Genomic DNA, 23,177 nt, shown 5'->3' on the forward strand with positions numbered 1-23,177 from the left:
TTGACGCCCGTCACGTATGCCCACGACATTTTCGTTTCACAGCACGTATCCGCAGCCGGCCTCCACGCCGCGAATCTCCACCGGCATGCCCGGCCTGGATGCCGTGTTGCGGGGCGGCCTGACACCCAATCGGCTGTACCTGCTGGAAGGCAACCCCGGTACCGGAAAGACCACGGTGGCGCTGCAGTTCCTGCGGGCCGGCGTCGCGCGGGGTGAACGCTGTCTGTATATCACCTTGTCGGAAACGCAGCAGGAACTGGTCGCCGCGGCCGCCACGCACGATTGGGCGCTGGATGGCATCGACGTCTATGAACTGGTGAACGAAGCGGGGCTGGACCTGGAATCGAGTCAGTCCATCCTGCACCCGGCCGACATGGAGTTGAACGAGACGACGCGCAACGTCATGGCCAGGGTGGAAGACCTCAAGCCGGCGCTGGTCGTCTTCGACAGCCTGTCGGAAATGCGTCTGCTCGCCCAAAGCCCGCTGCGCTACCGCCGTCAGATCCTGGCGCTCAAGCATTTCTTTGCAAACCGCGAGTGCACGGTGCTGTTGCTGGACGACAAGACGTCGGAACCTGGCGATCTGCAGTTGCACAGCATTGCGCACGGGGTGATGAGCCTGGATCAGTACGTGCAGGAATTCGGCCCGGAACGACGGCGCGTGCGGGTGGTCAAGATGCGCGGCATCCAGTTCGATGGCGGCTATCACGACGTCAGGCTCGAACGGGGCGGCATGATCGTCTTTCCAAGGCTGGTGGCCGCGGATCATCACGAGCCGTTCACGTCCGCCCCCCAGTCGACCGGCGTGCAAGCGCTGGACGATTTGATCGGCGGCGGCCTCGTTCCCGGAACCAATACACTGCTGAGCGGACCGTCGGGCGCCGGCAAGACCACCACCGCAATGCGGTGTGTACTGACCGCCCTGGAACGGGGCCAGCGCGCGGTGTATTACCTGTTCGACGAAGGCGTCGGCACGCTGCTCATCCGCTCCCGAGCGTTGGGAATGAACCTGCAGCCGCACGTCGACAGCGGTATGCTGGAACTGCGCCAGGTCGATCCGGCCGAACTGTCACCGGGGGAATTCTCGTCGGCGGTGCGCCGCGCGGTGGAGTCGGACGGCGCCCAGATGCTGGTCATCGACAGCCTGAACGCGTACATCCAGGCCATGCCTGGCGAACGATTCCTGATGCTGCACATGCATGAACTGCTGGCCTATCTGAACCAGCGCGGGGTCACTACCCTGTTGATCCTGGGCCAGCATGGCTTCATTGGTGAAGTCCGCTCGGACGTGGACCTGAGCTACCTGAGCGATTCGGTCCTGCTGTTTCGCTTCTTCGAAGCCCAGGGTGAGATCCTGACCGCAGTGTCGGCGCTCAAGAGCCGCACCAGCAGTCATGGCCGGATGATCCGCGAGTTTCGTGTCACGCCGGGCGCGGGTATCCGTATCGGCGAGGCCCTGACCGACTTCGAAGGCGTGCTGTCCGGCCTGCCCACGTACCGTGGCAAGATCGCCATGCTCGCTCCAGACATCTCCGACAACAACTGATGGCGCAAGAAGAGCTCGCGCTGATCCTGGCGCCGCGGGGCCGCGATGCGGCCGTGGTGGCGCAGGTCGTGGCCAAGGTCCAGGTGGGCACCCGTATCTGCGTCGACCTGGCCGAACTGATGCGCGAGTTGTCGGCCGGCGCGGGCTGCGCGCTGATCGCCGAAGAAGCCTTGACGCCCGAGGGCATCAAGGTCGTATCCGGGTGGCTGTCACAGCAACCGGCATGGTCGGACTTTCCGTTCATTATCCTGTCGTCCGCCGACACGGCGCGTGCCCGACGCAACACCGCTGGCGCACTTGATCCACTTGGCAACCTGCTGATCCTGGAACGGCCGCTGCATGCCGAAACGTTGTGTCATGCGGTCCTGTCCAGCCTGCGCGGCCGGCGCCGTCAATACCTGGCGCGTGCACAGTTGGTTGAACGGCTGGAAGCGGAACGCAACCTGCGGCTGGCGCTCAAGGCGGGCCGTCTTGGCGCCTGGCGCATCCGGCTATCCGACATGACGCTGTTTGCATCCGATGATTGCAAGGCCGACTTCGGCCGCCAGCCGCACGAACCCTTTCTGTACGATGAATTGATCGGCGCAGTGCACGCACAGGCCCGTGCGTCGCTCGAGGCCGCGGTAGAACAGGCCCGTGGCGAAAGCGCCGACTTCGATTGCGCCTGCCTGATTTCCTGGCCCGACGGTTCCGCGCACTGGATCGAAATGCGCGGCCGCGCCGTGCTCGACGAACAGGGCCGGGTCGAAAGCATTGCCGGTGTGACGCAGGACGTGACCGAACGACGGCTGGCCGAACAGGCGCTGCAGACCAGCCAGGGTGAACTGCATGACCTGAACGAGTCCCTGGAGCGCCGCATTCTGGAACGCACCCAGGAACTGGCACGCGCCAACGATCGCCTGACCATGGAAGTGGCCGAACGCGAGCGCAGCCAGTCCACGCTGGTCCAGTTGCAGAAGATGGAAGCCGTTGGCCAGTTGACCGGCGGCATCGCGCACGATTTCAACAACCTGCTCAATTCCATCGTCGGCAACGTGGATCTGATCCGCATCAAGGCCAAGGACGAGCAGGTGCTGCGTTATGCCGAGAATGCCAAGCGGGCGGTGGCGCGTGGCGCCAAACTGACCGCGCAGTTGCTGGCCTTTGCGCGCGGTCAGAACCTGGACCTGCGGCCAACGGATGTCCCGGCGTTGATCGAGGGCATGAGTGACCTGATGACGACCGCCCTGGGGTCGCGCATCCCGATGCGGACGCAGTTCGACCCGGATCTGCCGCTGGCCAAGGCCGACCAGAACCAGCTTGAACTGGCCATCCTGAACCTGGTGATCAACGCGCGGGACGCCATGCCGCAAGGCGGCTCGCTCGAACTGCGCGCCGAAGCCCGGCACGCCGAAAGCGGCGATCTGGCGCCAGGCCGCTATGTCGTCATCACGGTGCGCGATTCCGGCACGGGCATTCCCCCCGAACTGATCACCAAGGTGTTCGACCCCTTCTTTACGACCAAGCCGGTGGGCAAGGGCACGGGCCTGGGCCTGAGCCAGGTCTACGGCATTGCCCGCCAGTCTGGAGGCATCGCCCGGATCCTGAGCGAGCGCAACAAGGGCACATCGGTCGAGATCTGGCTGCCCGACGCGGCCGCTGACGTCGCGACGACAGTCGCCACTCGGGCCGCGACCGCCGGCTCGGCGCCCGCCGCCAAGGTGCTGGTGATCGATGACGACGCCGACGTGCGCGCGCTGATCGTGGAATCGCTGCAGGTGCTGGGCTATGACGTCCTGCAGGCGGACTGCGGCCGGATCGGCCTGGACATGCTGCGGGCCGAAGCGCCCGACCTGCTGATGGTGGACTTTGCCATGCCGGGCATGAACGGCGCCGATGTGATCGTGGAAGCCCGCAAGGACTACCCTGCCCTGCCCGTGGTGATGGCGACCGGCTATGCCGAACTGCCCATGCCGTCGGGGGCGATCGGCGCCCATCGGGTGCTGCAGAAGCCTTTCAGCCTGCAGCAACTGGGCGCCATCGTGGCGGACAGCCTGATGGCGCCGCCGGCGGCCTGAATAGGCGCCTGGACAGGCGGTCTTACTGCCCCGGCTTGCGGTAGTCGTTCGCGATCCAGGCCGTGGCGCTGGTCATGTTCAGCTTGAAGGTCGGAGACGTGCGGACGCTGGCCAGCGTTTCGCCATATTCATCCACGGCGGCCAGGGTGGCATAGGGGTCGTATTCGTCGGGCACGATGTCCAGCATCACGGTCACGCGGCCGGTGTCGGTGTTGACGGTGATCTGCTTGTGCATTTGCGCGTGCAGCTGCTGTTCGTGGCGGCGCAGCACTTCGGCCGCGGTCTTGACCAGGGTGTTGAAGGCCGACGTGTCCAGCGGCTTGGGATTCTTCTTGTCGCGGCCCATGGTCCAGGGGCCGACCAGGGCGGGTTCGGCTTCGCCCGACTTGGTCATCTCGACCGCCCAGCCATCATCGTCTTCATTCTTGATGACGCGCGCCGTCCAGCCCACGTCGCGCCACAGGCGCGCTTCGTGGATCGGCGCTTCGCCTTCGGCGCCGTCGTCTTCGTCCAGATCGGGCGACTCGGGAATATCGGTCATGAACTGCTCACTTCGTCGTTGATTCTCGCAGCCCGCATTGTAAGTGCGCCCGCCGGTCGGGGCGGGCGCAGGCAGGACAGCATTGTCTTGGGGATCAGGAGGCGCTTGAGGGCGCGGCGGGCGTGACAGCCGGGGCGGCGGGCGCGGCGGGCGTCACGGTTGCCGCCGGTGCGCCGGGCGCCGCCGGTGCGGCCGGTGCGGTGGCCGGCGTTGACGGCACGGCGGTGGCCGGCGTTGACGGCACGACGGTACCCGTCGTCCCGCGCGCCGCCGGCGTCACCACCACCGGCACGGGCTCGGGCGCGCCTTGGTGCCGCATCGACGCCGGCAGCACGCCATTCAGGAAATCCAGCCGCCACGCCAGCGCCAGCGCCACGATCAGCAGCACCACCCCCGCGATCGTGTACGCCTTGCCATGCCGGTCGGCAAACGGATCATTGAACCGATGCGCAGCGTTGCGCGGCACATGCGCCGTCTGCGACAGCGAGCCGCCGAGCTTCACGTTGATCCGCATGCGCCCGTTGATGGCCCAGCCGCTGGCATCCAGGATCGGGCCCAGGCTGCGCTGCCGCAGCTTGAGCCATGCAATCAATACGCTGGGGCCCGAGATCGCCACCAGAATGCCGATCACCGCCACGGGAATCCATCCGCCCAGATCGACGAATTTTCCGAAGATGCCCACGGCCACCGCGCTGATGCTGCCCAAGGCCACCCCCAGGGCGGCCACGGTGCCCACGTCCACCTTGGCGCCCAGGCCCAGCGGCGCGGGCGGGGTAGCGGGTGTGGCCGCGGGCTTGGCCTTGTCGACCGTGGCGACATCGGCAGCCAGGGCGCCCAGATGCTTCTGCGCTGCGGCGTCGCTGGCCGCCGCGCGCTTGGCCACCTGCTCTTCGATCATGCGCAGGAACTTCTTGTATGGCGAAAAAACGGCTTGGCCGATACTGGTCGGGTTCTCGATCAGCTTGGTGATCGTGGCGTCCCAGTCCTTGCCATCGCGGTCGTAGAAAATGCCGTTGCGTCCCACGAACAGAAAGTCCACATCCCCTGCCGTAAAAGCCGCCACGATGGTCTTCTTCTGACCCTGCCGGGTGCAGGTGCAGTAGGCCAGGCAAGCCTTGGCCAGCCCCGCCAATTGCGCATGTTTGGCGGCGTCCGCGACGTCCACCGTCAACTCGCAGCTGCGCGCATCCAGGTACAGGGTCCCTGCCTGGAAGATCGCACCCTGACGGCGGTAGAACTCGCTAAAGGACACGAAGTTGTTCAGCAAGTGCAGCAGATCGCGTTTGAATCGCAGCAGCTTTTCCAGATCGGCGATGCGCGCGTTGTGGGGCCCCATACGCGCGTCTTCGTCGATCAATGACAGCACGGCAGCCTGCGCATCCGCGTCGATGCGCGTGATGTCGGCCAGGCTCAACGCATCCAGGCGCGTCTCGGGGCGGGTCGCCGTCCAGGTCACATAGGGTTCGAGCCGCTCGACCAGCGTGCGCCAGGCGGTTTCGGTCAAGGCATCGACCGACTCGCCCAGACTCGGGCCGACGGCCTTGGACTTGAGCGCGCTCAATTTTGACGACCAGGCAGGATTGATCTCGCCCGACAGCGGCAGCGGACGGCCCGGGTGCACCGGCGCCAGCGGCAGGTCGGCCACTTCCTGCGACGTCAGGGACAGGGCCTGCGCGCCCAGATGCTGATAGGTTTCGATCGACGGATTCAGCGCCTGCACCGCGCGGGCGTCGTACGTCGCCAGGCGGCATCGGGTGAAGTAATCATCGATCTTGGCGCGCATCGCCGCAACGGCGTCGGCCGCGGCCTTGGTATCGTCGCCCAGCGGCATGATGGTCCCATCGCCACTGACCGTGCCGTGCCAGGCCCGCAGCTTGTCGACCTGGGCAAAGAAGGCATCGGCCATGGCCTTGTCGACGCCGATCACGTCGCTGTAATCCTTGACCCCGCCCTGCGTGTCCAGGATCTGCTGGATGGTCTTCTGCACGTCCGGATCGTCCGACGTCTTGACCGTGACGACGCCATCGCCATTGAACCGCATGGCAGCCAGCAGCTTGCTGCGGTCGGTTACGTCGCCCAGCGTGATGCGTTCGCCTTCGGCGCGGCCCAGCAGGTCGGCAATGCGGCGCGCTTCTTCCGCCAGTTGCGGACCGTCGGTGCCATCGTTGGCCAGCGCGTCGATCGGCAGGCTGTCGCCGCCTTCGGCCAGGATATCGGGGTCCTTGACCTGCGCAATGGCCCACTTGCACGCCGCCAGGATCTCCGGCGGGCGGATGCGTCCGTCTTTGTCGGTATCGATCAGGTCCAGCGTGCGCGTATCGAACTCGATGCCGCGCGTGGGGCAGGCCAGCGCCACCCACAGCTTCTGGTCGAGTTCTTCAAGATGCGCGATATCGGCGCCCGACCGGATCAACACCTGATCCACGCCGCCCGCCCGGAAAAATTGCCACGTATGTTTCATGCGTTCTGGGTTTCCTCCACCAAAGAAAAAGGGCTGCGTGGTGTGCGCAACCCTTGATCCTGCATCGTGATCGCCGCGGTGTCCCGCGTGCTTCCACTGTAAACCGAAACCACCCGGGAAGACGTTGCCGAGTGCGTCAATGACGCCCCCTGCCCTTCCGATCGACACCTTCCTATGCCGTGGCGGTCCGCTTGAGCCGCCACGCCACGCCCATGCCCGCAAGCAGCAGCACGACGATCATGGCGACGACACCCAACCAGCCGCTGGACGTCCAGAACACCCCCCAGCGATCCCACCACGCTGGATCCCAGGTAGTAGGTGAACAGGTACAAGGACGCAGCCTGCGCCCGGCCGATCGGCGCCTGCGCGCTGACCCAGGCACTGGCCACCGCATGGGTACCAAAGAAGCCGATCGTGATCAGCGCAATGCCCGGCACCACGACCCACACCGATCCGGCGCACGTGAGCAGGGCGCCGACCAGCATGACGCTGAACGTGATGGGAAGCATGCGCGGACGGCCGATCCGCTGCGACAGCGAGCCCATGCAGGCGGAGCTGACGACGCCGCACAGATAGACGCTGAACACCAGGCCGATCTGGGTATGGGTCAACGAGAACGGCGGCGCCGCCAACTGATAGCCCACGTAGTTGTACAGGGTCACGAAGCTCCCCATCAGCAGGAAGCTGATGACGAACAGCCAGCGCAAGGTGGGGCTGCGCAGATGCCCCGCATAGGTCTGGAACAGCGGCATGAAGCACAGGGGCCGCGCCACGAAATGCTGCGACGCCGGCAGGCAGCGCCACAGGATCCCGGCGCACACCAGTCCCATGGCACCCATGCTGACCAAGGCCATGCGCCAGTCGGACAGATCGGTAATGACGCCGACCAGCAACCGGCCCGCCATGCCCCCCAGGCCCGATCCCGCCACATACAGCCCCATGGCCAGGCCCAGCGAACGGGGGTGCATTTCTTCGGCCACGTAGGCCATGGCGACTGCCGGCAGCCCGCTCAGGGCGATGCCCATCAGCGCGCGGGTCACCAGAAAGGATTCCCAATGATGCAGGGACGCGCTGACCAGGGTCAGCATGGACGACAGCAACAGCGAGCCCACCATCATGGGTTTGCGGCCCCAGGTTTCGGACAGTGCGCCCGCGACCAGGATCGCGACGGCCAGTAAAGCGGTTGTCAGTGACAACGACAAGCTGGCGCCGGTCGCGCCCACATGGAACGTGTCGGACAGGACGGGCATGAGCGGCTGCACGCAATACAGCAAGGCGAACGTGGCCAGGCCCGATGCAAAGATGGCGCAGTTGGTGCGCACGAATGCCGCGGTCCCGTGCTGGATCCTGGGCGCCGGCGATACGCCCGCCACCCGGGCATCCGCAAAGGCGGCGCCAGCCGTTGCGGGTTCCGCTGCCCCCGCGCCGGGACCGGCCGCGCCCGCCGGCCCGTCCACCCATGCTGCCCCTGCTCCCACCTGTTGCGCGTTCATGCTGACCTGTCCGGTTCGACCGGCATACGTTATCGACACCGATATCGTGCGCTGGCCTGCCATCTACGTCTAATATCGTTTCATTCAAGATTGATACACGATGGGTATGATGGATCTGCGCCGCATCCGCTATTTCGTGGTCCTGGCCGAGACCTTGCATTTCGGCCGCGCCGCCGTCCGCCTGAACATGTCGCAGCCGCCGCTCAGCCACCAGATCCGTGTGCTGGAAGACGAATTGGGCGCGCGGCTGTTCGAACGCAGCAACCGCCATGTGGACCTGACGCCCGCCGGTCAGGCCTTGCTGCCCGAAGCCCGCACGCTGCTGGCCCAGGCCGATCGCGCGGCCAGCATCGTGGCCCGCGTGCAACGCGGCGACATCGGCGAATTGCGTGTGGGCTTCACCAGCGGCGCCGCGCTGACGCAGATCATTCCGCAGTTGATCCTGGCCTATCGGCAGAAGCTGCCCGGCGTCCACTTGCGGATCGACGAACTGACCACGCAGGAACAACTGACCGCCATGCTGGAACGCCGGCTGGACATCGCGTTCGTCCGCGGCACGGAAGCGCCCGACCTGCCCGACTTTCTATTGGCGACGCGGCTGTTCCAGGACGCCTTGGTGGCCGCCCTGCCCCCGCAGCATCCGCGCGCCGACAGCCTGCGTCCGTTTTCCGTCAGTGCGCTGAGCGATGAAGCCTTTGTGATGTATCCCAGCGACGGCGGCACCGGCGTCTATCTGCAGATCATGGGCCTGTGCCAGCGGGCGGGCTTTGCGCCGCGTGTGGTGCAGGAAGCGCGCACGGCCGCGACCATCGTCGGGCTGGTCGCCTCGGGGCTGGGCATCGCGCTCGTGCCCGAATCGTTTCGCAGCATCGAAGCCAGCGGGGTGACCTTCCGCCCGCTGCGCGAGCCGGAAGCCAAGTCGGCCATGTGGCTGATCTCGCGCACCGGCAAGGACGTGTCGATGCAGGAAAAAGCCTTTCATGAGATTGCCGGCGTGGGACGGCGCGGGAAGTGATCGGGCCGGCGGCCGGATGCAAAGCTGGCGGCCCGCTCGACGCACCATCGGCGCCAGGGTGACCGGACGCCAGCCACGCCGAACTCAGAACGCGTGGCGATACATCCCGCCATCGACGGGAATCACCGTGCCGTTCACATAGCTGGCCAGGGGCGACCCCAGGAAGATCGCCAGATTCGCCAGTTCTTCGGGCTCGCCAAAACGCCCGGCGGGGATTTCTTCGTGCGCGAACGCCAGTTCGTCTTCCAGGGTCGGGTAGCGCTTCTTGATCTGCTCGCTGCGGATCCGGCCCGGCTGGATGCAATTGACCGTGACGCCATCCGCCGCCACCAGCCGCGACAGGCCCTTGGCCCAGATGTGCACGGCGGCCTTGGCGCTGAACGCCGCATTCAGGCCACGCGGCTCCGACGTGCCCGTGATGTTGATGATGCGGCCGTACTTGCGCTCGCGCATCTCGGGCACCACGGCATGCGTCAGTTCCCGCAGCCGGAAGAAGTTCAGCGTCATGCCTTCCATCCACTGCTCGCGGGTGGCGTCGAAGTCGATCGGCCGGCTGCCGCCTCCGGCATTCATCAGGATGTCGATCGGACCGAGCGCGGCGCGCGCGTCCGCGTGAATGCGGTTGGCTGCGTCCTCGGCATACAGGTCCGCTTCGATGATGTGCGGCGCCGTGCCGCCCGACGCCACGATGGCCGCTGCCACCTCATCGAGCAATGGCCGGCGGCGCGCCACCAGCGCCACGTGCGCGCCCTGTGCGCCCAGACCCAATGCAATCGCGCGCCCGATGCCCTGGCTTGCGCCCGTCACCAGCGCCGTCTTTCCGGCCATGCCTACGTCCATGTCTTCTCCTTGGAGGAATGATCGTGCGTCTGCACCTGCCACCACGCTGGCAGCAGGTCGCGCACTTCGGGCCGGGCAAACCGATCGTCGATCAGATAGACCACGCCGGTGTCGGTCTGGGTGCGAATCACCCGGCCCGCCGCCTGCACGACTTTCTGCATGCCCGGGTACAGGTAAATGGTGTCATAGCCCGATTTGCCCAACGCGTCCACCCGCGCCCGCATCTGCTGGTTCACGTCGTTGATCTGCGGCAGGCCCAGCGTGGCGATGAAGGCGCCGATCAGCCGGCTGCCCGGCAGGTCCACACCCTCTGAAAACGAGCCGCCCAGCACGGCAAACCCGATACCACGCGAATCGGGTGCAAACCGCGCCAGAAAGCCGCCCTGCGCCGCTTCGTCCATGCCGCGCGATTGCGACCACACGTCGATATCAGGGTGACGCGTCTGGAACAGCGCCAGCACCTTCTGCAGATAGTCGAAGCTGCTGAAGAAGGCCAGATAGTTGCCGGGGCGTTCGCGATACTGCCGCGCCATCAACGCCACGATGGGATCGAGCGACCTGTCCCGATGCTGATAGCGGGTCGAGATGGTGCCGACCACCTGCACCGACAACTGTTCGGCCACGAAGGGCGACGCCACGTCTATCCATGGCGTGGCCTTGGGCAGGCCCAGCGTTTCCTGGTAGAAGTGGTGCGGGCTGAGGGTTGCGGAAAACAAGGCGGTCGATCGGGCCGCCGCGAACCGCGGCGCAAGAAAGCTGGCCGGCACCACGTTGCGCAGGTTCATGACCGATGTGGGCGCCTTGGGCCGGGCCGACGCCGGGTCGATCAGCGTGATGTCAAACAGCGAATGCGCGCCGAAACTGTCGGCGATCCGCTGGAAGCGCAACGCGTCGAAATAGAACTGCTGCAGGGCTTCATCCACCCCCGCCGGCCGCTCGGTCAGCTCTTCGCCCACCGCGGTCACCGCCTGCTGCAGGGCAATCAACCACTTGCCGGGCACGGCGTCGTACGCCGTATAGGTTTCGGTCTGCTCGCGGTTGACCTCGTTCCAGATCCGGTTCAGCTTTTCCAGCGGCTTCTTGAGTGTGGGCGGCGCATACAGACGGATGTCCTTCAAACCCGCTTGCGACAGCTCCGCTGAATACATCTTGCGGCCGCGGTCCACCAGGTTGTGCGCTTCATCGACCAGCACACTGACTTTCCATTGATTGGCCAGGGTCAGGCCGAACAGCATGGCGTTGCTGTCGTAGTAGTAGTTGTAATCGCCAATGATCACGTCGGCCCACCGCGCCAGATCCTGGCTCAGGTAATAAGGGCAGACCTCGTGCTGCAAGGCAATGTCGCGCAGGGATTCCCGATCCAGCCGCGCGATCGACACGGCGTCGGCGCGGGCGTCGGCCACGCGGTCGTAGAAGCCCTTGGCCAGGGGACAGGCTTCGCCATGGCAGGCCTTGTCCGGATGCTCGCAGGCCTTTTTGCGCGCGACCAGTTCCAGCACGCGCAAGGGCGGCGCATCGTCGCTGCGCGCGATCAGGTCCAGTGCGTCCAGCGCCATGCTGCGGCCGGACGTCTTGGCCGTCAGGAAGAACACCTTGTCGATGCCTTGCGACGGGCAGGCCTTCAGCAGCGGAAACAGCGTGCCGACGGTTTTGCCGATGCCGGTGGGCGCCTGCGCCATGACCGCGCAGCCCTGGCTGGCCGACCGATACACCGCCTCGGCCAGTTGCCGCTGACCCGGCCGGAAATCGCCGTACGGAAAGCGCAGCGCGCCGCAGGCGGCATCGCGTGCTTCCCGGTGCAGGGACTCCTGTTCCGACCAGCCGATGAACCGTTCGCACTGCAACTCGAAAAATGCCTTCAGGTCTTCGGCGCGGTGCGTTTCGACCAGGACTGTCTCTTCTTGCGTGCCAATGTCGAAATACACCAGCGCCACGTCGATCGAATCCAGTCCGCGGTCCTGGCACAGCAGCCAGCCATACACCTTGGCCTGCGCCCAGTGCAGCGCGCGATGGTTGGCCGGCATGCGGTCCAGATGGCCACGGAAGGTCTTCACCTCATCCAGCTGATTTGTGTCGGGATCGTAGCCGTCGGCGCGGCCGCGCACCCGCAGGTGCTGATAGCTGCCGGTCAGCGTGATCTCGGATTCATAGTGGTCCGGCCGCCGGGACGCAACCAGGGTGTGCCCAGCCACGCCTTCCTGTGCGGACGGTGAAGGCGTGAAGCGCACGTCCAGATCCCCCGCCTTGGCGGTGAATTCGCACAGTGCGCGCACGGCAACGACATAATCCAAAGACTATCCTCGATACATAGGCGCGCGCGGCAACAGCGCCGCACGGCAGCCGCGATTGTACTGGATGGATGAACAGGTATCCGCAACGCCGGATGCGGCGGCGCACATCGGCAATGGGCCTTCACGGCCGATGGGGCAGCGCGATGCCGCGGCCGGACCCGGCGCGGCTTGACGATCAGTCCTCTTCGGACTCTTTCCAGCGCTTGACGCGGTGGGTCTCGATACCGAACAGATCCAGCGCGCGGCCGACCGTCTGCGTGACCATGTCGTCCAGCGTCCTGGGCCGGTGATAGAAGGCCGGAACCGGCGGCATGATGATGGCGCCGCTGCGCGTCGCCTGGTCCATCAGCGCAATGTGGCCCGCGTGCAGCGGCGTTTCCCGCAGCATCAGCACGACGCGCCGACGCTCTTTCAGACAGACGTCCGCCGCGCGCACGATCAGTTCGTCCGCATAGCAGTTCGCGATGCCGCTGAGCGTCTTGATCGAGCACGGCGCGACCAGCATGCCTTCGGTCTTGAATGAACCGCTGGCGACCGACGCGCCGATGTCCTTGAAGCTGTGGACCTCATGCGCCAGGCTGCGCACGTATTCGGCCGTGTAATCGGTTTCTTCGACGATGGTGCGGGCGGCCGACGGCGACATGATCAGGTGGGACTCGACCGTGCCCAGTGACTGGAGCATTTCGAGTGTGCGGATACCGTAAATCACGCCAGAGGCGCCGGTAATACCCACGATAAGGCGATTCATCCAAAGCTCCGGGCAGGCGGTCAGGTCAATCCCGGAGTTGACCACAATGTGGCGCATCACGCGATGCTTCGTTCGGCTCATCGGGCTCGCTTCTTGCTAAACCATGAACACTTTGCGCGCCAGGGGGTCGCCCTGCGCACGCGTTCCCCTCACGATCCTTTCGGGATCGCCCCTCTTCAAGGACTCCCCATGACCCTCGACCATCGTTCGGATGACGCTGCGTCCCTTGCCAACGATCTTTCTGGCGACGCATCGGCAGGCGCGCCGTTCCATGACGGCACGAACCCGCGTGACGGCCAGCCTTCCGTCTCGACGCTGCCAGTATCGTTCACGGTCAATGGCAAGGATTGCGACCTGAACCTGGACTCGCGCACGACGCTGCTGGAAGCCCTGCGCGACCATCTGTTCCTGACCGGGACCAAGAAGGGTTGCGACCATGGCCAGTGCGGCGCCTGTACGGTGCATGTCAACGGCCGCCGCATCAACAGCTGCCTGAGCCTGGCCGGCGTGCATGACGGCGACACCATCACCACCATCGAAGGGCTGGGCACGCCCGACGCCCTGCATCCCATGCAGCAGGCGTTCGTCGACCACGACGGCTACCAGTGCGGCTACTGCACGTCGGGCCAGATCATGTCCGGCGTGGCGCTGATGAAAGAGCCCTGCGGCGCGGCCGATGCCGACGTCAAGGAAGCCATGAGCGGCAACATCTGCCGCTGCGGCGCCTACACCAACATCGTGGCGGCCATCCAGCACGTCCGCAAAGCCTGAGGAGCCATCATGCATCCCTTCCAACTCAGCCGTGCAAGCTCCGTCGACGAGGCCATCGCATCCGGTGCGCGCTACCTCGCCGGCGGCACCACCCTGGTCGATCTGATGAAGCTCGACGTGGAAACGCCGTCGCAACTGATAGACATCAACCGGTTGCCACTAGCAACTATCGTCGACACCGCGGATGGCGGCGTGCAGATAGGCGCCACCGTGCGCAACAGCGACCTGGCCCACGGCGAACGCATCAAGCGTGACTACGCCGTGCTGTCGGAGGCGCTGCTTGCCGGGGCATCGGCGCAACTGCGCAACAAGGCGACGACCGCGGGCAACCTGCTGCAGCGCACCCGCTGCGTGTACTTCCGCGATCCTGTCATGGCGTGCAACAAGCGCGAGCCGGGATCGGGCTGTTCGGCGATCGACGGCTACAACCGCAACCTGGCGATCCTGGGCACCAGCAGCCATTGCATCGCGTCCAATCCATCGGACATGAACGTCGCCCTGATGGCGCTCGACGCCGTGGTCCACATCCAGGGCCAGGGCGGCGAACGCGACGTGCCGGTCGATGACTTTTTCGTGCTGCCGGGCGACACGCCGCACATCGAACATGTCCTGCAGCCGGGCGAACTGATCACGCACGTCACCCTGCCCAAGCCCGTGGCCGGGGCGCGGTCCATGTATCTGAAGCTGCGCGACCGGGCGTCGTACGAATTTGCGCTGGCTTCGACCGCCATCGTGGTCGGCACCGACCAGGGCGCGATCAAGGACATTCGCATCGCGATGGGCGGCGTGGGCGCCATTCCGTGGCGCCTGCCCGAGGTCGAAGACTTTCTGACCGGCAAACCCGCCAACCTGGCCAGCTTCACGCAGGCCGCCGCGCTGGCCATGGAAGACGCGCGCCCGCAAAGCGAAAACGGCTTCAAGGTCGAACTGGGCAAACGCTGCCTGATCAATGCACTCATTACCGCGACGCAGCCTGCCTGAACGGCGCGAGCAAGGACACTTCCATGACCACTGATACACCCACCCGCACTGCCCTGATCGGCACCGCGACGAGCCGCGTCGAAGGCCCGCTGAAAGTGAGCGGCGCCGCACAGTACACGTCCGACCATCATTTCGACGGCATGCTCGTTGGCGTGCCCGTCACGGCCACGATCGCCTCTGGCCGCGTCCGCCAGATCGACAGCCGTATCGCCCAGGCCATGCCCGGTGTGCACACCATCTTTACCACCGAGAACATCGGTCCGCTGTATCGGGTCTCGCCCTCCAGCGGCGCGTCCATCGATGAATACCGGCCGCCGCTCAGCGATGACAAGGTCACCTATTACGGCCAGTACGTGGCCCTGGTCGTGGCCGACACCTTCGACAACGCCACGGCCGCGGCGCGCGCCGTCAAGGTGAGCTACGACGCGGAGCAACCCGATGTCAGCCTGGAGCTCACGCCCGACGACGAACCCAGCGTGGACACCGAACGCGGCGATCCCGACGCGGCATTTGCAAAGGGCGAAGTGACGCTGGATGCGGTCTACACCACGCCGCCAGAGACGCACAATCCGATCGAACTGCATTCGTCGGTCGCCGTGTTCGACGGCACCCGCTACACGCTCTATGAGACCTCCCAAGCCATCATGAACCACCAGGCGGTCATGGTGCAGATGCTGGGGGTCAAGCCCGAGAACGTGCGCGTCGTAACGGAATATCTGGGTTCGGGCTTCGGCGGCAAGCTGTGGCCCTGGACCCATTCGGTGCTCGCCGCCGCTGCCGCGCGCCAGTTGCGCCGCCCGATCAAGATCGAGATCACGCGCAAGATGATGTTTCAGACCGTGGGCCATCGGACCAACACGCAGCAACGCATGCGCCTGTCGGCCACGAAGGACGGCAAGCTGACGTCGCTGCAACAGGATTATGTGTTCCATGTCTCGCGCCTGGACAAGAGCAAGGAAAACTGCGGCGAGGCAACCGGCTATTTTTACAGCGTGCCCAACCTGCGCGCGACCGCCGCCTTCGCCCGTCGCGACATTGCGCCGAACACGTCTATGCGCGGCCCTGGCGCCGTGCCCGGCCTGTACGCGCTGGAATCGGCCATGGACGAAATGGCGATCAAGCTCAATCTTGATCCCGTTCAATTTCGGCTGTTGAACGAACCCGAGATCGACGAAAGCCTGGGCGTGCCGTTCTCGACCCGTCACTACACGGACTGCCTGACCCACGGCGCCAAGACCTTTGGCTGGCACGAACGCACGCCCGAAGTCGGTTCCATGCGGCGCGACGGCATGATCGTCGGCTGGGGGATGGCGGGCGCATCGTGGATGGCCAAGCGGCTCGCGGCCGAAAGCACGGTGACCTTCCTGGACGATGGCCGCGTGCGCATCGCCTGCGGCACGCAGGACATCGGCACCGGTACCTATACCGTGCTGGCGCAGATGGTGGCCGACATGACGGGCATGGACATCGGCGCGATTCACGTACAGATCGGTGACAGCGCCCTGCCTGCCGGACCGATGTCGGGCGGATCCATGGCCACGGGTTCGCTCGTGCCGTCGGTGTCGAAAAGCGCCAAGGCCGCCATCGACAACCTTCTGGGCCTGGCCAGCCAGGGCGAACATTCGCCCCTGTCCGGCGTCGACAAAGACGACCTCGCATTTACCGGCGGATGGGTGCACCGCAAGGACCAGGCAGCGGACCAGGGCCTGCGCTTCAAAGACCTGCTGGCCAAGGAAAACGTGGCCTTCGTGTCGGGGGACGGCAGCTCGGAACCCAGCAGCAAGGACGAGGACGATGACAAGCGGTCCATGCATTCGTATGGCGCGCATTTTGTCGAGGTGACCTGGCAGCCCGAGATCGCGCGTTTGCGGGTGAACCGCGTGCTGACCGTGATCGACGCCGGCAAGATCATCAATCCGCGCACGGGCCGCAACCAGATCGAAGGCGCGGTGATCATGGGCGTGGGGATGGCGCTGTTCGAACAGACCCATTACGACCGCCGCAATGGCGCCCCCATCAACAGCAACCTGGCCGATTACGTGATGACGACGCACGCCGATGCGCCAACGGTCGACGTGGAATTCCTGGACTTCCCGGACCTGGCCTTGAACGAGATCGGCGCGCGAGGCATAGGCGAAATCGGCCTGGCGGGCTTTGCGGCGGCGGTCACCGCGGCGGTGTACCACGCGACCGGGGTGCGGGTGCGCGATCTGCCAGTCAAGATCGAAGACCTGCTGGCGTCGACGATCACGACCTGATGTGGAGCGGGGTCGCTGGATCGGGCAGTGCCGGGTCGCTGCCGGGGTGTGCCCCCGGGCGGCCCTGCCTCAGCAGTCGCTGCGTTTGGCCTTGGTGCAGAGCCCCCGCCCGCTGTCCGGCATGCAGTCGCGCTTGTCCTGATGGCCCATGGGGCATCGCGGCGCGGGCGTAACCGATACGCGGTCGTCGATCGCGACACACCCTCCGATCCCAGCCACGCTACCCAGCATGACACCCAGGCCGATAGTTGCTCTGGTCAACCATTCCCTCATCCCGCACCCCCTACAATCGATCCGGCAATCTAGCACGCGACTGAAGCCTCACCTTACCTGCAAGAGCAAACCATGCCCCTGGACTACCAAGCGATCCTTGACGAAATCAACGACGCCCTGCGCCCCGAACTTGGAAAGGAAGGCAAGGTGGCGGACTACATTCCCGCCCTCGCCCGGGTGCCGGCGGAGCGTTTCGGGATTGCGCTGCGCACCTGCGATGGATTCGAAGCCGCCAGCGGCGACAGCGGCGAGGCCTTCTCCATCCAGAGTATTTCCAAGCTGTTTTCGTTGACGCTGGCGCTGCAACGGGTCGGCGACCAGGTCTGGGACCGCATCGGACGGGAACCTTCAGGCAACCCTTTCAATTCTCTGGTACAGCTGGAACGCGAAGAAGGCGTGCCCCGCAATCCGTTCATCAACGCGGGGGCCATCGCGGTGGCAGACCGTCTGGTGTCGGCCACCAAGTCGCACGCAAAGACCGACATCGTCGAACTGATTTCCAGCCTGTGCGGCGACAAGGTGGTGATCGACCAGGAAGTGGCGCAGTCCGAAGCCGCCAACGGTTATCGCAACGTGGCGGTCGCCAATTTCATGAAAAGCTTCGACAAGTTCGACAACAATGTGGCGCAGGTCCTGGACGTGTATTTCAACCAATGCGCCATCCAGATGTCCTGCGTGCAGCTGGCGCGGGCAGCCGGCTTCCTGTGCCGCGATGGCGGCCATCCCTATCGGGGCAAGTCGGTGGTCAGCGAGCGGCAGGCAAGGCGTCTGAATGCCTTGATGCTGACCTGCGGCACCTACGACTCGGCGGGCGAATTTGCGTTTCTGGTGGGCCTGCCGTGCAAGAGCGGCGTGGGCGGCGGCATCGTGGCCGTGGTACCCGAAACGCTCAGCCTGTGCGTGTGGTCGCCGGCCATCGACGAAAGCGGCAATTCGCATCTTGGGCGCAAGGCGCTGGAAATGTTCGTGGCGCGTACCCGCCTGTCCATCTTCTAGACATCGAGGGCTCGTCGCCATCGCCGGATCGAATGCCTACCGGCGATGCGACGTTCCCGATCCCGCCATCAGGCGTGACGGCGCAGATGCACCACGGCGGCCTTTTCTTCCACCGGGCGTGTCGGCACGGGTGCCAGCTTGGGCGCGGTCTGACGCTTGGGGGTACGTTTCGTGGTGCTGCTGCTGACGAGCTTGGGCACCTCGACGGGCTTGGACGCGGCCAGCACGTTCATGAATGTGTCGAACGCCGTCGTGCCACGCGCCGAGAAAATATTGCACTCGGCGTCGGTGCATTCGGTTGCCTTCAGCTTGGCCGCCAGCTCTTCGGCATCGCGGATGGCGTCGGACCAGGTCGCCCGTACCAGCGAGCAGTAGCGCAGACGGCTGTCGATGCCGCGTGCCGAGCGGGCGCCGACATCGACCATGCCACGATAGCGTGCCTCGGGCAGCTCATGGACACGGGCTTTCAGGTAGTACTGCTCGATCTTCTGGACGGAGGTTTCGATGGTGTCTTGCATGGCAGTTCTCTCCAGAGGGTGGCTCATGGGTGGACCCTCGCCATCACACCTCAGCAAGTAGCGTGCCGCGGGTGCCCACCCAGGGAGTCATCCTTGCGACTTGCCAGCCGCCGAGCGCGCTGTATCGCCCTCCGCCGGCGTTGAACCTTGCGCGTCGGATTCGACTTCCTGCGTTTGTTTGGTCGTGTCTTCGCCGGAAAAGCCGCCATAGCTGCTTTGCCCAGGGTCGGCGCTGCGGCTCACGATCTGTTCACCCTCTTTGGGTGCGTGCACGCCCTGGCCTTGCGAGCCCGAGCGGGCCAGCGTGTCGTCAGCGGTGTCCTTGACGTCGTTTTGAGGGCGTGTGCCTTGCGATGCATGATCGGTCATGGTGTCTCCTTGGACGGGTTCGATGCCGACGGAGTCGGCGCAGGGAATCAGCTTGGTTTGGTTGCGGAGGGCGGGCTGACCGTGCCGGATGTGGGTGTCAGCCCGGGCAGCTGCGCTTCGTCTGGCGCGGTGGCGGCGCCTGTGGTCTCGGAAGGATCCAGCGCGCGATCCTTGGCCTGTTCCTGACGCGGACGCAGGTATTCGTCACCTTGCGTCACGACGTCGCGCACGCCGTCGTCGTCATTGCCGGGTTGGGCGGTTGCTGCAGGGGACATGGACATGCTCCGGGACGGGATGGAAGAGCACGTTGCAAAGACTGTTCCCGGGCGCACGTATACGGGTCATCGATGCGTGGCGACGCCCCCGACGGCCAACCCGCTGCCTGCTTTACGTCCGTTGCAGAACCGTGAACGTCGGCCGTGGGCCATCCGCCTTGCCGCTGATCGGCGGGCGGGGCAACTTCGCCACCCCGGGTTCGACCACGAAGGTCTGCTTGAGCGAATACCAGGGTCCGGTCACATCCGGTGCCGGCGCGCTCCCGGCACCATGCCTTTCGTAGTGTCCGACCAGGGCTTCCGTCACCCCGAATTGCACATCGGTGTCCAGATGGGGATCGTCGCTGGAATAGACCTGCGAGAACTGCGTCTTGTACCCTTCCTTGAAAATCAGGAAATGAATGTGGGCCGGCCGCATGTTGTGGCGGCCTTGCGCGCGCAGCAGGTCTCCTACCGGCCCGGTGACCGGGATCGGATATCCCGCCGGCTTGACGCTGCGAAAGGCGATGCGGCCGTCGGCGTCGGTCACGAACTTGCCGCGCAGGTTCATATCGGCCTGCGCCGGATCCTGATTTTCATAGAAGCCTTCGTTCGAGCTGTGCCAGACGTCCACTTCGGCCCCGGCTACCGGCTGGCCCGCCGGATCCTTGACCCAGGCCTCGACAAAGATCGGGTCCCCCGGTGTGGGGGACCGCACGATGGATGCACCCGGTTCGGTCGCGGGCGACCCCATGCGCCAGAAGGGGCCAAGCAGGTTGGCGGTGGTGCCGCGCGCAACTGGATGCGCCTGGCCGTGGGCATGTACCCCATCTTCCGGCGCCCCATGTCCCGGCATGTCCTGTTCCGGCATTTCCGTCACCGCCTGCCCGCCATTGTTGAGCAGGCATATCAGCGACGACACACCCAGCGATCCCGCCGCCAGCACCACTTCGTTGTGTGACGCCGTGGTCGCCTGCCCCACCCGTGCGATCACCGCGCAGGCCTGCTGGAACTCGGCTTCGGTCAATCGGGCCTCGCGGACAAACGCATGCAAATGCCGGACCGCGCTCTGCATGATCTCTTTGAAGCGGGGGTCGGTGGCGCGATCGAGTTCGGCCAGCACGGCCTGCGTGATGTCCTGCTCATTCCTGATGATCATGTAGCGGTCTCCGTTGGAAGGCGCCTGTAACGGCGTGACCGGTATCGTAGGCGCGTTGATCCGCCCGCCTCAATCGTTATGATCCCTAGCGGCCTTGCCACCGCGCCCTTCCCACGCCACCCGGTTTCCGCCTTCCTGCTTGGCCCGGTACAGCTGGACGTCGGCCAAGGCATATACCTCGTCGGCCGTCCGGTCGGGCGCGAACGGCGCCAGGCCCACGCTCACGGTCACCTGGAAGTTCATGCCGCCCTCCTGGAACGGCTCGTTGGCGACGGCAGCGCAGAAGGCATCGGCACTGGCGCGGACTTCGTCCAGCGTGCCGGTCAGCAACATGGCCGAAAATTCCTCGCCGCCAATTCGCGCCAGCGGCGCATCGGCGTGGAAGTGCGCCTTCATCAGGCGGCTGACGCCCTGGATCACCGCGTCGCCCGCGGGATGGCCGAAACGGTCATTGACCGTCTTGAATCGGTCGATGTCCACCAGCACCAGCATATGCGGCTGCCGACTCTCGGCCACGGCGCGGGCGCGATCGAAAAACGCGCGACGGTTGAGCAGGCCGGTCAGCGGATCCGTCGTGCTCAGCAGCGCCAGATAGGTTTTCATTTCGTACAGGCGCAAGTTGGCTCGGGCATGGGTATAGATGACATAGCCCCCCAACGTTCCCGCAATCAGTGTGGTCTGAATGGCCGACCGGACGATCTGCCAGGGCGCAAAGATCAGATTGGCGATCAGGTCGACCAGATCGGCAATCGCGACCACGCCCAGGGTGCCCACCAGCGTGCGCAGCCGCACCTGGCGCAGCGTTCGCACTTCTCCACGAACCCGCCATCGTTCCTGATTGTCCCGCCCTTCTACCGCATGCACCATCCAGAATTCCTGTAAGACAACGGGTGCTGGTACCCGCGACATCGCGCCGTGCGACGGCACCCTGCCCTACCCGCGACTTATCCCCAAGGAATGTGGACAAGCCATGGGATAGGCGACGGATAAGCCTTCCAGACCCGCATGGCGACTGGGGTTCCGGGCTGCTGCTTCAAATCGGGCAAAGCAGGCTGACAGGGCGGAAACGCCGGCTTTTCCACATCGTTGACGTTGATCCGACCACCTGCCGGTACTTTCCAGACCGAGAACCCGGGTTATCCCCGAATCATGTGGACAAGCTTGGGGACAGCGGTCGAGCAAGTCATCCCGACCCGCATGGTTGCTTGGGTAGGACAGGTTGCCCAGGTTTCGGGCACCTTGCCCCGCCCGCCCTATTGTCAACGTTGCACGAAGGATAACGGCCCAAACCGGCCGGAACTTGAGCGTTCCGCCGGTCGCGGCCCAAGTTATCCAGTGCCAATGTGGACAAGCGTGGGGAAAGTGGCAGGACAACCTCCCGAAACCCGCGTCAGTGCTAGGGTTTCGGGGCGTTGATCAAGAAACGGGCACCCGCCGGCGGCCGGACACCATCAGTGCGACGGCGGCGGCGCATGCCGCCGCGCCCACAAGGAAGCTGGACTGATAGCCATACAGGCCAATCACCAGCCCGACCACCGGCCCGGTCAAGCCGGCGGACACGTCGACAAACGCCAGAAAGCTGCCGACCGCCACGCCTCGCGCGTGCGCGGGCACCCGGGCCATGGCTTCGACCCCCATCGACGGAAAGACCAGTGAAAACCCGATGCCGGTCAGGACCGTGCCCAGGAATGCCAGGGTGGCGCTGTCAGCCTGCCACAGCAGCAGCTGGCCGGCCATCTCGATCACCACCGACACCGCGCCCACGGTCATCCCGCCCATCTTGTCGGGCAGGTGCGCAAGGAACAGGCGCACGGCCACATACCCCGCCGCAAAGCCGGCAATGGCAAAACCCGCGCCCGCCCAGTTGCGTGTGCTGTACATCAGCACCAGAAAGCTGGTGATGATGGCAAAGGGCATCGCGGCAAAGGCCAGCGCCAGCCCATACCGCCAGATCAGCCCGATCACGCTGAAGAACGACAGACGGACTGCGCTGGCCGCGCGCGCGGCCAGCGGCACCATGCGCGTGGCAATCACCCATCCCACCAGCGGCAACACGAACGTCATCGCCGCGATGCCGGCAAAGCCCCAGTGCTGCTGGACCGCCACACCGATGGGCGCGCCCACCCCCAGGGCGGCGAACATGGCAATGCCCTGCCACGCCATGACCATGCCCGTGCGCTGCGGGCCGACCCGGCCAATGCCCCACGTCATGGTGCCGGTCAGATACAGACTTTCGGCGGGGCCCATGATGAGGCGGCCCACGATCAGCACCACCAGGCTGGCCAGCGGCGTCGGCATGAACGGGGACGCCAGATAGAACAGCGCCGCCAGCGACGCCAGCGGCAGCCCCAGCCGCACCGACTTGCGCGGCCCGTGACGGTCGCAATATGCCCCGGCAACCTGGCGGGTCAGGATGGTGGCAAAGGCCTGGATGCCGACCACCCAGCCCACCGTAACGGCGTTGAAGCCCAGCGTGCCGTTCACGTAGAGCGCCAGGGCCGGAAGGGGAATGCCGATCGACAGGAAGCCAGCCAGGACGATGAGGACGAGCGGCGTCAGTTCGGCCGCGGGGGAACGAGGGGGTGGAGTCACCAGGGGAATCGCCC

19 protein-coding genes are annotated in these 23,177 nt (G+C 65.5%); 7 read left to right on the forward strand and 12 right to left on the reverse strand.

Going from position 1 to position 23,177, the window contains the following annotated elements; translation table 11 throughout:
- Positions 1 to 16 precede the first annotated feature (16 nt).
- Positions 17 to 1,546 carry an ATPase domain-containing protein gene (locus ACNANG_RS04030; RefSeq protein WP_420226092.1) on the forward strand — a complete coding sequence of 510 codons (1,530 nt, stop codon included), beginning with the start codon at positions 17 to 19 and terminating at the stop codon, positions 1,544 to 1,546.
- The gene (locus tag ACNANG_RS04035; protein WP_420226093.1) at positions 1,546 to 3,603 is read left to right on the forward strand and encodes an ATP-binding protein; all 2,058 of its coding nucleotides are present in this window, start codon (positions 1,546 to 1,548) and stop codon (positions 3,601 to 3,603) included. Before ACNANG_RS04030 ends, ACNANG_RS04035 begins: the two co-directional genes overlap by 1 nt.
- Before the next feature lie 22 nt (positions 3,604 to 3,625).
- On the opposite strand, the gene ACNANG_RS04040 is transcribed toward ACNANG_RS04035, so the two are convergent.
- The 3 genes from ACNANG_RS04040 to ACNANG_RS04050 form a co-directional block, all read right to left on the reverse strand.
- Positions 3,626 to 4,144 (reverse strand): hypothetical protein, encoded by a 519-nt coding sequence (locus ACNANG_RS04040; RefSeq protein WP_420226094.1) that lies wholly within the window; start codon positions 4,142 to 4,144, stop codon positions 3,626 to 3,628.
- 94 nt (positions 4,145 to 4,238) lie between these two features.
- Entirely contained in the window at positions 4,239 to 6,605 is a 2,367-nt protein-coding gene (locus tag ACNANG_RS04045) for a hypothetical protein (protein ID WP_420226095.1), read from the reverse strand.
- Positions 6,602 to 8,098, reverse strand: coding sequence for an MFS transporter (locus ACNANG_RS04050; protein ID WP_420226096.1), 1,497 nt, complete (start codon positions 8,096 to 8,098; stop codon positions 6,602 to 6,604). The genes ACNANG_RS04045 and ACNANG_RS04050 overlap by 4 nt, the downstream gene beginning before the upstream one ends.
- Positions 8,099 to 8,198: 100 nt before the next feature.
- Between ACNANG_RS04050 and ACNANG_RS04055 the strand changes: the two genes are divergently transcribed.
- Entirely contained in the window at positions 8,199 to 9,113 is a 915-nt protein-coding gene (locus tag ACNANG_RS04055; protein ID WP_420226097.1) for a LysR substrate-binding domain-containing protein, read from the forward strand.
- An 84-nt stretch (positions 9,114 to 9,197) separates the two neighbouring features.
- On the opposite strand, the gene ACNANG_RS04060 is transcribed toward ACNANG_RS04055, so the two are convergent.
- The 3 genes from ACNANG_RS04060 to ACNANG_RS04070 form a co-directional block, all read right to left on the reverse strand.
- Positions 9,198 to 9,953 (reverse strand): SDR family NAD(P)-dependent oxidoreductase, encoded by a 756-nt coding sequence (locus tag ACNANG_RS04060; RefSeq protein WP_420226098.1) that lies wholly within the window; start codon positions 9,951 to 9,953, stop codon positions 9,198 to 9,200.
- Entirely contained in the window at positions 9,944 to 12,244 is a 2,301-nt protein-coding gene (locus ACNANG_RS04065; protein ID WP_420226099.1) for an ATP-dependent DNA helicase, read from the reverse strand. The genes ACNANG_RS04060 and ACNANG_RS04065 overlap by 10 nt, the downstream gene beginning before the upstream one ends.
- Positions 12,245 to 12,419: 175 nt before the next feature.
- Positions 12,420 to 12,992, reverse strand: a complete 573-nt coding sequence (locus ACNANG_RS04070) for a UbiX family flavin prenyltransferase (protein ID WP_420226100.1) — start codon at positions 12,990 to 12,992, stop codon at positions 12,420 to 12,422.
- Positions 12,993 to 13,181: 189 nt separating this feature from the next.
- Here ACNANG_RS04070 and ACNANG_RS04075 point away from each other — a divergent pair, with 189 nt between their 5' ends.
- From ACNANG_RS04075 to ACNANG_RS04090, 4 genes are all read left to right on the forward strand, one after another.
- Positions 13,182 to 13,763, forward strand: a complete 582-nt coding sequence (locus ACNANG_RS04075; protein WP_420226101.1) for a (2Fe-2S)-binding protein — start codon at positions 13,182 to 13,184, stop codon at positions 13,761 to 13,763.
- A gap of 9 nt (positions 13,764 to 13,772) precedes the next feature.
- Positions 13,773 to 14,744, forward strand: coding sequence for an FAD binding domain-containing protein (locus ACNANG_RS04080; RefSeq protein ID WP_420226102.1), 972 nt, complete (start codon positions 13,773 to 13,775; stop codon positions 14,742 to 14,744).
- 23 nt (positions 14,745 to 14,767) lie between these two features.
- Complete coding sequence (locus ACNANG_RS04085) at positions 14,768 to 17,002, forward strand: xanthine dehydrogenase family protein molybdopterin-binding subunit (protein ID WP_420226103.1); 2,235 nt, start codon at positions 14,768 to 14,770, stop codon at positions 17,000 to 17,002.
- A gap of 351 nt (positions 17,003 to 17,353) precedes the next feature.
- Positions 17,354 to 18,271: a glutaminase gene (locus tag ACNANG_RS04090; protein ID WP_420227446.1), complete on the forward strand. Its 918-nt coding sequence runs from the start codon at positions 17,354 to 17,356 to the stop codon at positions 18,269 to 18,271.
- A gap of 68 nt (positions 18,272 to 18,339) precedes the next feature.
- Here ACNANG_RS04090 and ACNANG_RS04095 read toward each other — a convergent pair whose 3' ends face one another.
- The 6 genes from ACNANG_RS04095 to ACNANG_RS04120 all read right to left on the reverse strand — a co-directional run bounded on the left by ACNANG_RS04095 (position 18,340) and on the right by ACNANG_RS04120 (position 23,163).
- Positions 18,340 to 18,789 carry a hypothetical protein gene (locus ACNANG_RS04095; protein WP_420226104.1) on the reverse strand — a complete coding sequence of 150 codons (450 nt, stop codon included), beginning with the start codon at positions 18,787 to 18,789 and terminating at the stop codon, positions 18,340 to 18,342.
- 87 nt (positions 18,790 to 18,876) lie between these two features.
- Positions 18,877 to 19,158 (reverse strand): hypothetical protein, encoded by a 282-nt coding sequence (locus tag ACNANG_RS04100; RefSeq protein WP_420226105.1) that lies wholly within the window; start codon positions 19,156 to 19,158, stop codon positions 18,877 to 18,879.
- A 47-nt stretch (positions 19,159 to 19,205) separates the two neighbouring features.
- A complete protein-coding gene (locus tag ACNANG_RS04105; RefSeq protein ID WP_420226106.1) occupies positions 19,206 to 19,433 on the reverse strand; it encodes a hypothetical protein in 228 nt (75 codons plus the stop codon).
- 112 nt (positions 19,434 to 19,545) lie between these two features.
- The gene (locus ACNANG_RS04110) at positions 19,546 to 20,571 is read right to left on the reverse strand and encodes a dioxygenase (protein ID WP_420226107.1); all 1,026 of its coding nucleotides are present in this window, start codon (positions 20,569 to 20,571) and stop codon (positions 19,546 to 19,548) included.
- Positions 20,572 to 20,640: 69 nt separating this feature from the next.
- Complete coding sequence (locus ACNANG_RS04115) at positions 20,641 to 21,438, reverse strand: GGDEF domain-containing protein (RefSeq protein ID WP_420226108.1); 798 nt, start codon at positions 21,436 to 21,438, stop codon at positions 20,641 to 20,643.
- A 549-nt stretch (positions 21,439 to 21,987) separates the two neighbouring features.
- The gene (locus ACNANG_RS04120; RefSeq protein WP_420226109.1) at positions 21,988 to 23,163 is read right to left on the reverse strand and encodes an MFS transporter; all 1,176 of its coding nucleotides are present in this window, start codon (positions 23,161 to 23,163) and stop codon (positions 21,988 to 21,990) included.
- Positions 23,164 to 23,177: the final 14 nt, after the last annotated feature.

The sequence above is a fragment of the Pigmentiphaga litoralis genome, from assembly GCF_048632615.1.
GTDB classification, from domain to species: Bacteria; Pseudomonadota; Gammaproteobacteria; order Burkholderiales; family Burkholderiaceae_B; genus Pigmentiphaga; species Pigmentiphaga litoralis_B.

What these genes read in the sequence shown, in the direction of transcription:
- ACNANG_RS04030 (WP_420226092.1), top strand. Translation starts at nt 17, where the DNA reads ATGCCCACGACATTTTCGTTTCACAGCACGTATCCGCAGCCGGCCTCC.
- ACNANG_RS04035 (WP_420226093.1), top strand. Translation starts at nt 1,546, where the DNA reads ATGGCGCAAGAAGAGCTCGCGCTGATCCTGGCGCCGCGGGGCCGCGAT.
- ACNANG_RS04040 (WP_420226094.1), bottom strand. Translation starts at nt 4,144, where the DNA reads ATGACCGATATTCCCGAGTCGCCCGATCTGGACGAAGACGACGGCGCC.
- ACNANG_RS04045 (WP_420226095.1), bottom strand. Translation starts at nt 6,605, where the DNA reads ATGAAACATACGTGGCAATTTTTCCGGGCGGGCGGCGTGGATCAGGTG.
- ACNANG_RS04050 (WP_420226096.1), bottom strand. Translation starts at nt 8,098, where the DNA reads ATGAACGCGCAACAGGTGGGAGCAGGGGCAGCATGGGTGGACGGGCCG.
- ACNANG_RS04055 (WP_420226097.1), top strand. Translation starts at nt 8,199, where the DNA reads ATGGGTATGATGGATCTGCGCCGCATCCGCTATTTCGTGGTCCTGGCC.
- ACNANG_RS04060 (WP_420226098.1), bottom strand. Translation starts at nt 9,953, where the DNA reads ATGGACGTAGGCATGGCCGGAAAGACGGCGCTGGTGACGGGCGCAAGC.
- ACNANG_RS04070 (WP_420226100.1), bottom strand. Translation starts at nt 12,992, where the DNA reads ATGAATCGCCTTATCGTGGGTATTACCGGCGCCTCTGGCGTGATTTAC.
- ACNANG_RS04075 (WP_420226101.1), top strand. Translation starts at nt 13,182, where the DNA reads ATGACCCTCGACCATCGTTCGGATGACGCTGCGTCCCTTGCCAACGAT.
- ACNANG_RS04080 (WP_420226102.1), top strand. Translation starts at nt 13,773, where the DNA reads ATGCATCCCTTCCAACTCAGCCGTGCAAGCTCCGTCGACGAGGCCATC.
- ACNANG_RS04085 (WP_420226103.1), top strand. Translation starts at nt 14,768, where the DNA reads ATGACCACTGATACACCCACCCGCACTGCCCTGATCGGCACCGCGACG.
- ACNANG_RS04095 (WP_420226104.1), bottom strand. Translation starts at nt 18,789, where the DNA reads ATGCAAGACACCATCGAAACCTCCGTCCAGAAGATCGAGCAGTACTAC.
- ACNANG_RS04100 (WP_420226105.1), bottom strand. Translation starts at nt 19,158, where the DNA reads ATGACCGATCATGCATCGCAAGGCACACGCCCTCAAAACGACGTCAAG.
- ACNANG_RS04105 (WP_420226106.1), bottom strand. Translation starts at nt 19,433, where the DNA reads ATGTCCCCTGCAGCAACCGCCCAACCCGGCAATGACGACGACGGCGTG.
- ACNANG_RS04110 (WP_420226107.1), bottom strand. Translation starts at nt 20,571, where the DNA reads ATGATCATCAGGAATGAGCAGGACATCACGCAGGCCGTGCTGGCCGAA.
- ACNANG_RS04115 (WP_420226108.1), bottom strand. Translation starts at nt 21,438, where the DNA reads ATGGTGCATGCGGTAGAAGGGCGGGACAATCAGGAACGATGGCGGGTT.